The organism is Herminiimonas sp. (assembly GCF_030655415.1).
This window is the reverse complement of the sequence record NZ_JAURVN010000014.1, coordinates 738,508-747,873: the sequence shown is the minus strand read 5'-3', so window position 1 is coordinate 747,873 and position 9,366 is coordinate 738,508. Positions and strand designations below refer to the sequence as shown.

The window sequence follows — 9,366 nt, the reverse complement described above, 5'->3', positions numbered from 1 at the left end:
ACAAGGCTTGTTTTTGATAACGACCAGGACAGAAATGGCAAAAAGTAAAAAAGAAAACGCTGCAGCGGAAGAAGCAACAATCGCTGCAGCAGTTACCGAAGCAGCGTCAGCTAAATCGCTACCAGCAGAGAAAGCTGTAAAAGCAGCGCCTGTCGAAGCAGTCAGCGTGCCCATCAAACCTAGATGGGATGACAGCAAGATGCAAAGCGCGTATGCAAACGTCTGCAACGTACTTGGTACACGTGAAGAGATCACGTTGTTGTTCGGTACAAATAAAGCGTGGCAGGCTGGTAGCGATGAAGTCGGTGTACAACTGTCGCAACGTATCGTGTTGACGCCGTATACGGCAAAGCGTTTGAGCCAGATGATGGAACAAGGCGTGCGCGAATACGAGCAACGCTTTGGCGAAATCAAATTGTCTTGAACGATTTATCGCAAAGCCTGTGCCGCAATTTTTTCGCAGCAATGCTCGGAGATGCGGCAATCTCTTTATACAGACCATCGTTTTTACAACGTAACAAGTGAGCAATAATTTGTTTGCACCAGCAGCATCTGACGTAGTGGCCGGAGAAGAGATCGACCAGCAGCAAGCGCTATGGCTTCGTTTTGCCGATCCGGCCGATGCGCAGCAATTCAACGCGACGTGGTTGGCATTGCAATGCGAAATGATAGAGGGAGCCGTGCGTGCCGTGATGGTGCTCGGCCCTCCCGACCTCGGTCCTTTTCTACCCGTCGCATTCTGGCCGCCAGCGCAGCCAGCCAGCCCTTTGTTGGTCGAGGTTGCTGATATTGCCTTGCAGGGACGGCAGGCAACTCTGCAGCATCGCGATAATCATTCCGCGCTTGCTTATCCCATCATCATCGACGGTCATTTACATGGCTTGGTCGCATTGGAAACTCTGCGTCGCAGCGATGACGCCTTGCATTGTTTGATACGCGAACTGCAATGGGGCATGCAAGGTATAGAAGCCGCATTGTTGCGCCAACAGGCCTCGCACGAGCAAAGTACGCGTGAGCGTTTGATGACCACGCTGGATCTGGTTGCGTCGGCGATGACCGAACAAAAATTTTCTGCTGCGGCACACGCATTGGTAACCGATCTGGCGATTCGACTTGATTGTGATCGTGTCAGTGTTGGTTTTCGTCGCGATGACCGTTGTAATGTCGATGCCGTATCGCATAGCGCACAGATAGGTAAGCGGATGAATCTGGTTCGTGCCATCGGCAGTGCGATGGATGAAGCGATCGATCAAAAATCATTGATACAAATGCCGGCCGTAGGTGAGCAAGTATTGGTGACGCGTGACCACGCGGCACTCGCACGCCAGCATGGCAGTGATTACATTTTGACAGTGCCGTTTGTCACCAGCGAATTGGTAGGCGGTGCGTTCACTTTTGAACGCTCGGGTGACCGGTCATTCACGCTGGCAGAAATTGAGCTCTGTCAGGCAGTCGTTGCCTTGTGCAGTCGTATCCTTGAAGAAAAACGTCTGAACGATCGACTGCTGGTGGCACGCTTTAAAGACATCGCGCGTGACCAATTGCGCAAGTTTATCGGCCCGCGCTATTTCGGTCGCAAGCTGGCAGCGGGATTGCTGATGTTCGCTGTCATCTTCTTTAGCTTCGCCAGCAGCACTTATACAGTCGGTGCGAATGCCGCGCTGGAAGGTTCGATACGCCGTGTTTTGGTTGCGCCATTTGACGGTTATGTAGAAACCTCTGTTCATCGCGCTGGTGATTTGATCAAGGCCGGCGATGTGTTGGCGACGCTTGATCAACGCGATCTGCAACTCGAATATTTGCGTTGGGCAAGTCAGGGCGATCAATACTCCAACCAGTATCAAGAGGCGTTGGCGAAATCTGATCGCGTACAGGTCAATGTCAGCCTGGCGCAAGTGCAGCAAGCCAAAGCGCAGATGGAATTGCTGGCCGAGCAACTGGCACGTGCCAACATCACCGCACCTTTCCCCGGGATTGTCGTCAGCGGCGATTTGTCGCAAGCGTTGGGTAGCGCGGTCAAGCGTGGTCAAACATTATTTGAAGTCGCACCACTGAATGAATATCGCGTGATTCTGGAAGTCGATGAAAGTGATATCACTGGCGTCAAGCAGGGACAAACCGGTACCTTGATGCTGACGTCGCTGCCGGGTGAAGTGTTCCCAATAGTGATTGCACACATGACACCGGTCACCAGTTCGCGCGAAGGACGTAGTTACTTCCGTGTCGAAGCGACGGTAGGAAAAGTTAGTGAACGCCTGCGTCCCGGCATGGAAGGCATAGGCAAGATCGATGTCGGTGATCGCAAATTGATTTGGCAGTGGACGCACAAAATGTTTGACTGGTTGCGCCTGATGTTCTGGTCCTGGATGTAAGCGCAGCTCATGGCAGAGTCACTATTCAGCGAATCATGGTACCGCGTTGCCAACGTCAAACCGCGCCTGCGTAATCACGCGCAAATTCACAGACACGTCTATCGCGGTGGTGTCTGGTACGTGCTGCAAGATCATATCAGCGGTCGCTTCCATCGCTTTACGCCAGTTGCTAATCTCGTCATCGGCTTGATGGATGGCGAACGCACGATGCAACAGATCTGGGATATCGCCTGCGAACAACTGGGCGATGAAGTGCCATCGCAACCGGAGATGATCAAGCTGATGTCGGATCTGCATAGAGCCGACGTATTGCAAAGTGATGCACCGCCGGATATCCGCGAGCAGCATGAACGGCGCGGCAAACACCTGAAGCAAAAAGTAAAACAGTACGTCGGCAATCCGATGTCGCTACGTTTCCCTTTGTTCGATCCCGATCGCATTTTGCAACGCATGATGCCGTTCATGCGACCGATGTTTGGCTGGTTTGGCGCAGGTCTGTGGTGCGTCACGATGGTGACTGCGATCATCCTGGCCGCAATGCATTGGAAGGCATTTTCCAGCGGCATGCTGGATCGCGTGTTCTCGGTCGAAAATATTTTGCTGATGTGGATACTTTTTCCATTGGTAAAAATTCTGCATGAGTTAGGTCACGCCTTCGCTGTCAAGGCGCGAGGTGGCGAAGTGCATGAGATGGGCGTCATGCTTTTGCTATTGATGCCGATCCCATATGTCGATGCATCTGCTGCCTCCGCGTTTGAAGATAAGAAATGGCGGATGTTGGTCGGGGCGGCTGGCATGTTGACGGAATTGTTTATCGCTGCGATTGCGATGATCGTGTGGGTTTATCTGGAGCCGGGTACTGAGCGCGCGATTGCCTACAACATCATCTTGATCACAGGTATCTCTACGTTGCTGTTTAACGGCAATCCATTTTTGCGTTACGACGGCTATTACATCCTGTCCGACTATCTTGAGATTCCGAATCTCGGTCAGCGCTCAAATGATTATCTTGGCTACCTGATTAATCATTACTTGTTTGAAGTAAAAGACGTGCAGTCACCGGTCGTAGCTAAAGGTGAGGAGCGCTGGTTCGTCTTCTATAGCATCACGTCTTTTTTCTATCGCATGTTCATGATGATTACCATCGTGCTACTGGTGGCGAGCAAGTTCTTCTTGTTCGGTATTTTGATGGCGGTGTGGTCGGTATTTAATATGTTGATACAGCCAATTGCGAAGAAGATAGGCTACTTATTCAATAGTCCTAAGCTACGTCAACAACGCACACGTGCACTTGTCATTAGTGGATCAACAGTCTTGCTGGCCGCATTGATTTTATTCTGGTTACCTGCGCCGTCATTCACTCGTAGTGAAGGCGTGGTGTGGGCGCCGGATGAAGCGCAGGTGCGTGCCAACGTTGACGGCTTCATTACCAAAGTTGTCGCGCAACCGGGGCAACAAGTAAAAAAAGGCGAGCTGTTGATTCAATGTGAGGATCCTGAACTGATTGCGCGTTCCACCGTGCTGGAAGCTGAACTGTCTGGCCTCGAAGCAAAATACACTGCGGCCTTATCCAGCAATCGCGTGCAAGCCGACATCCTGTTGCAGCAGATGGCGCACGCGCGGGTTGCGATGGAGTTGGCGCAAAAACGCTTGGCTGAAATTGAAGTCCGCGCACCTAGTTCGGGTACCTTCGTGATGGCTGACGTACAGAACATGCAGGGACGTTTTGTTCAGCGTGGTGAACTGCTTGCTTATGTGATGGACGAAGGATTGACGACAATACGCGTTGTGATTCCGCAAGCGAATGCGGACAAAGTACGTAAGGGATCGCAGAGCGTTGAAGTGCGTGCTGTCGATCAACCTTCAACCGTGATTGAAGCCAAGGTGTTACGTGAGGTGCCGGCAGCGACAGATAAATTGCCGAGCATGACCTTGAGTTTTCAGGGCGGCGGCAAGATTGGTCTTGATCCTTCCGCACACGATGGCGATGCTAAAACCTTGCAAAAACTATTTGTGCTTGATTTGCAGCTACCCAAAGGCGTCAAGATGGATAAACTCGGTAGCCGGATTTATGTCCGCTTCGAACATCAGCCTGAGCCTATCGGCTTGCAATGGTACTCAGGCGCACGTCGCATTTTCCTGAGGACCTTCAATGTCTAATCAGGTACAAACCATTCCCGAGTTCGATCCTGAACTGAACGGCGATCTGCCGAATCCGGATCAACCTGTAGCAAGTAAGATGCAGCGCTTGAAGGATGGACTGCGAGCTAACATCGAGTTCATGTTGCGTCCGCAGTTGACGCGTTTTGATCAGGTCTATCCAGAGCGTGACGAGCCAGAAGCCGATCAACTGCTGGATCGCATCGGCAATGCATTGACCGGTACTATCGTCCGCAAATTACGCGCACGACCGAAACGAGTGTATGCAATTGTCGATCAGGTTGCTCCGTTTGAAGCGCCTTTGCGCGAACTTGATGCGGAAGGTTTGCGCGAACTGGCTCGCGAGCTGACGCGTAAATTACGTCGCGAAGGCATGAAGGACGAACTGGTCGCGCATGCGTTTGCATTGGTGCGCGAAACCTCCGATCGTATCCACGGCATGCGCCATTTCAATTCGCAATTGATCGGTGGCTGGGTCATGTTACAAGGCATGATCGCCGAGATGGAAACCGGTGAGGGCAAGACGCTGACAGCGACGCTGCCAGCCTGTACCGCTGCGCTGGCTGGCCGCCCCGTACACGTGATTACCGTTAATGACTATCTGGTCGAACGCGATCACGTATTGATGCAGCCTGTGTATGCCGCGTTGGGTATTTCTTCCGCAGCGGTCACATCTGAAATGAGCCACGAAGAACGTCAGTTGGCGTATGCCTGCGATGTAGTGTATTGCACCAACAAGACTGTGGTTTTCGATTATCTGCGCGACCGTATCGTGCTGGGCACGCAGTCTGATTCTCTACACTTGAAGTTGGAAAAAGTTTACGGTGGCGATGCAGCCAAATCCCGCATACGCCGTTTGTTATTACGTGGCCTCAGTTTTGCCATTGTCGATGAAGCCGACAGTGTGCTTGCCGATGAGGCCGGTACACCGTTAATTATTTCTGCCGAAGTTTCATCGCCAGATGAAGCTTTGTTCGCGGGGCAAGCGATAGATCTTGCACATCAATTAGTAGAAGGTTTGCACTATCGTATTCTGCGTGGCGAACGGCGTATCGAAATGCAGGAAGAAGGTCATCAGCGTGTGATTGATTTGAGTAAATCTCTCGGCGGCGTATGGAGTATTACTCTGCGCCGCGAAGAGATGATCAATCAAGCGCTAACTGCCTTGTTATTGTTCTCGCGCGACGAACAGTATCTGGTACGCGATGGCAAGATCCAGGTGATCGATGAATTTACCGGCCGCGTGATGGCAGATCGCTCGTGGGGCCAGGGCTTGCATCAACTGATCGAAGTCAAGGAAGGGCTGGAAGTCACTGCACGTCGCGAACCTTTGGCGCGTATCAGTTACCAGCGCTTCTTCCGTCGTTATCAACATTTGTCCGGCATGAGCGGCACCGCATCTGAAGTTGCGGCTGAACTTGGCAGCATCTATGGCCTGGGCGTCGTCAAGGTACCTACCAATCGTCCAAGCTTGCGCATGACACATCCAGATCGCGTATTCGCTACCGATGAAGAAAAATGGGCGTGCGTGCTGCAGCGCATCTTGCATCACCATGAACGTGGTGCACCGATTCTGGTTGGCACGCGTTCGGTAGTCTCTTCCGAGTTGTTGAGCCAAAAGCTGGAAGAACGCGGCATCGCACACAAAGTATTGAACGCCAAACAGGACGGTGAAGAAGCCGATATCGTGGCCGACGCTGGCCACGTCGGTCGCATCACCATCGCCACCAATATGGCGGGACGCGGCACGGATATTAAATTGCGTGAAGGTGCAGCAGAACTTGGCGGCTTGCATGTCATTTTGTCGGAGCGCCATGAGGCTGGTCGCATAGACAGACAGATTGCCGGCCGTTGCGCGAGGCAGGGCGATCCTGGCAATGTTGAAGCGATCTTGTCATTGGAGGATGCGTTGCTGGTGCCGTACAACAATGGCTTGTCGGCTCTGGTCTTGCGACGTCTGGTTAGCAGGTTCAGCGATAAGAAGGAAATGCTGCATGCCAAGTGGATACGCTTTGCGCAAAAGCGCACGGAACGCAGCCAGTCGCGCATACGCAAGAGCCTGTTGAAAGCGGATAAGCAGATGGGCGATATCTTGTCCTTCTCTGGACGCGCTGAATAAATTTAATTTAATTTTTATCATTCGATGTTTTCAGTCGATCAATTTCAGAATCACAAAGATACAAGGGAATCTTTATGCAAAAGCATTACACCAGCGGACTGAACAGCATCCTGGCAGGGTTCATTTTGAGCGCGCTCGCATCGATGGCTGTGGCCGCTGACAAGCCGGTATTTTCGGCACCATTGCCAGCACCGGTTCCTAATCTGACACCGGGTGCAAAACAAGCTGCGCCGGTAACAACTCCGACACCAAACAAGGCCGCTAATGCAGCCAAGCCCGCTTCGACAGCGATGCCGCAAAGCGGTAATCGCGGCAAAAATATCGGCGATCAGATGGAGTGTTTGCTTGAGCCTTACATCATAGCCAACGTGGGCAGCCCGGTAGAAGGTACGCTTAGTCAAGTCTTGGTCGACCGTGGTTCAGACGTCAAGAAAGGGCAGGTCGTTGCGCGTCTGAATTCAACCGTAGAAGCCGCGACCGTCACCTTACGCGCAGCGCAAGAAGCCTATGGTCAACGCAAGGTGCAGCGTAATGATGAGTTGTTCAAAAAAGATCTGATTTCCGCTAGTGATAAAGACGAGCTGGAAACACAAACGCGGCTTGCCTCGCTGGAACGCAAGCAACAGCAGGAAGTATTGAACCTGCGCACCATCACCAGCCCAATAAATGGCGTGGTAGTTGAGCGTTACCTCGCACCAGGTGATCATATCGCACAAGAAAAAATTCTGAAACTGGCGCAGATTGATCCTCTGAATGTTGAGGTCATTGTGCCGGTTGAACTGTTTGGCGAAATCAAACCAGGCATGAAAGGTGAAGTAACGATGGGCTCCATGGTGAGCGGCAGTCATGTTGCTAGCGTCAAGGTAGTTGATCGTGTGATTGATGCGGCCAGTGGAACCTTCGGTGTACGTTTGGAATTGCGTAATCCGGGCAACAAGATTCCATCCGGCATCCGTTGCAACGTGCGCTTCGTTAAATAAAACCGAACATCATGCAAGCTCGCATTCAGCGGAAAGTCATTGCGATTGCTGCACCGATAGGTGGCGGCAAATCGACAGTGGTTACCGCGCTTGCATCTGCATTGAACAATGCAGCCACGCTGCGTTTTGATGACTATGAAACCTCTACGCGCCAATCCGTCGACGAGCTTGCAAAATGGTTGGCTGATGGTGCCGACTTCAATCAGTTACAAGCACCTGGCTTGGCCGAAGATATCGCCACTTTGCGTAACGGGGAAGCGATTACAGATCGCAATGGCTCAGCTATTAACGCTGGTATGCAAGAGCTGATTTTTGAAATGCCTTTAGGCCGTGCCTGGTCTGCTACTGCTGACAATATCGACGTGCTGGTCTGGGTCGATGTACCGCTCGATATTGCATTGGCACGTCGCATACGCGAAGTCAGTGCCGATATGTTGCGCCAAGACGCGGCTAGTGCAAAACGCGGCTTGGGCTGGCTCAACGATTATCTTGGCCACTATATCGAAACGATACACAAGGTACTGGAAGCGCAGCGCCAAGTAGTACGCGCGCAGGCGGACTTGATTGTCGATGGCGCAGCGCCAGTCGCGACTATCGTGCAGCGCGTGTTGGATCATCTTGCGCAATCTCCCTCATCATTGGTGGCGCGATGAGTATCCGTGACGTGCACTGGGATCAGCATGTCGGAAAAGAGCGCGACTATCTATGTGTTGATGCCTTCCTCGCTGATATGGTTGGGGCACGCGCGTTGTCGACAGCATTTGAAACGGGCGTCATCGATTACATGATCGCGCATGCTTCATGCACGTCCGAAGCAATGCCAGTTGATCTGCAATTGGATAGACGCGGCTTGCAATTATTGTTGGGTATGTTGCGCGCGAATCGCGTGATTGAAAGCACGCGCAATGATGAGGCGATGGCGGATAAGATTGATGCCATCCAGCTTTCTGCAAGTTTCAAGGCCGCTGTCGTCTTTCGTGATTTGATGGAAGCCAAGTTGTACTTTGCGAATCTAGTCGCACCGGACTTTCTACATTTGTTGACAGCATTGTTGATGGAGCCGGCGAAGTTTGCCGAGCAGGGGCGCATCTTCAAATTGTTTTCATATCAACGCGCGTTTGAGCCGACTGCAGAGAATTATGAGCAAACAGCGCGCTGGATGCGCATCACAACTGCGCTGACCAAATACGAAGCGCAAGCTTGTATCGCCGCATTCGACTTTTCACCGTATCGTCGCATGCTGGATATAGGTGGTAATAGCGGAGAATTTGTTTTACGCATTTGCCGCAAGCATCGAGAGTTACGCGCAGCCGTGTATGACTTACCGCTGGTTTGCGATATTGGTGCCAAGCACGTAGCAGAAGAACAAGAAGCCGCTCGTATTCAATTCATCAAACGTGATCCGACGCAGCTTGCCTTGCCACGTGGTTACGATCTGATTACGTTCAAATCCATGTTGCATGATTGGCCGGATGCAGAGATGGGCGATTTTTTACGTCGCGCCTATGATGCGCTGGACATTGGTGGCACGCTGATGATTTTCGAACGAGCTGAAGCAAGCGTTAACGATGTACAGATCGCCTACGGGCAATTGCCGCTGATGCTGTTTTTCCGATCGTATCGCACGCCGCAGGCGTATCACGCGCAACTTGAAGCGATAGGCTTTCATTCGGTTGCTGTCGCTGAAGTGCCGCTGGATATGTCTTTCATCCTGATTACTGCGATCAAGTGAGGT

Annotated in this window: 7 protein-coding genes; all 7 read left to right on the top strand. The window is 52.0% G+C overall.

From position 1 onward, the window contains the following. Positions 1 to 34: 34 nt before the first annotated feature. A complete protein-coding gene (locus Q7T66_RS12760) occupies positions 35 to 424 on the top strand; it encodes a DUF3467 domain-containing protein (RefSeq protein WP_304933689.1) in 390 nt (129 codons plus the stop codon). A 97-nt stretch (positions 425 to 521) separates the two neighbouring features. Continuing rightward, on the top strand, positions 522 to 2,372 hold the full coding sequence (locus Q7T66_RS12755; protein ID WP_304933688.1) for an HlyD family efflux transporter periplasmic adaptor subunit: 1,851 nt from the start codon (positions 522 to 524) through the stop codon (positions 2,370 to 2,372). 9 nt (positions 2,373 to 2,381) lie between these two features. After that, positions 2,382 to 4,532 (top strand): HlyD family efflux transporter periplasmic adaptor subunit, encoded by a 2,151-nt coding sequence (locus Q7T66_RS12750; RefSeq protein WP_304933687.1) that lies wholly within the window; start codon positions 2,382 to 2,384, stop codon positions 4,530 to 4,532. Further along, positions 4,525 to 6,651 (top strand): preprotein translocase subunit SecA, encoded by a 2,127-nt coding sequence (locus Q7T66_RS12745; RefSeq protein ID WP_304933686.1) that lies wholly within the window; start codon positions 4,525 to 4,527, stop codon positions 6,649 to 6,651. Before Q7T66_RS12750 ends, Q7T66_RS12745 begins: the two co-directional genes overlap by 8 nt. 74 nt (positions 6,652 to 6,725) lie before the next feature. Beyond that, positions 6,726 to 7,631 carry an efflux RND transporter periplasmic adaptor subunit gene (locus Q7T66_RS12740; protein ID WP_304933685.1) on the top strand — a complete coding sequence of 302 codons (906 nt, stop codon included), beginning with the start codon at positions 6,726 to 6,728 and terminating at the stop codon, positions 7,629 to 7,631. An 11-nt stretch (positions 7,632 to 7,642) separates the two neighbouring features. Then, a complete protein-coding gene (locus Q7T66_RS12735) occupies positions 7,643 to 8,284 on the top strand; it encodes a hypothetical protein (protein WP_304933684.1) in 642 nt (213 codons plus the stop codon). Further along, positions 8,281 to 9,363: a methyltransferase gene (locus tag Q7T66_RS12730; protein WP_304933683.1), complete on the top strand. Its 1,083-nt coding sequence runs from the start codon at positions 8,281 to 8,283 to the stop codon at positions 9,361 to 9,363. The genes Q7T66_RS12735 and Q7T66_RS12730 overlap by 4 nt, the downstream gene beginning before the upstream one ends. Positions 9,364 to 9,366: the final 3 nt, after the last annotated feature.

Coding starts and splice junctions, on each gene's coding strand:
- Q7T66_RS12730 (WP_304933683.1), top strand. CDS start 8,281: ATGAGTATCCGTGACGTGCACTGGGATCAGCATGTCGGAAAAGAGCGC.
- Q7T66_RS12760 (WP_304933689.1), top strand. CDS start 35: ATGGCAAAAAGTAAAAAAGAAAACGCTGCAGCGGAAGAAGCAACAATC.
- Q7T66_RS12740 (WP_304933685.1), top strand. CDS start 6,726: ATGCAAAAGCATTACACCAGCGGACTGAACAGCATCCTGGCAGGGTTC.
- Q7T66_RS12745 (WP_304933686.1), top strand. CDS start 4,525: ATGTCTAATCAGGTACAAACCATTCCCGAGTTCGATCCTGAACTGAAC.
- Q7T66_RS12750 (WP_304933687.1), top strand. CDS start 2,382: ATGGCAGAGTCACTATTCAGCGAATCATGGTACCGCGTTGCCAACGTC.
- Q7T66_RS12735 (WP_304933684.1), top strand. CDS start 7,643: ATGCAAGCTCGCATTCAGCGGAAAGTCATTGCGATTGCTGCACCGATA.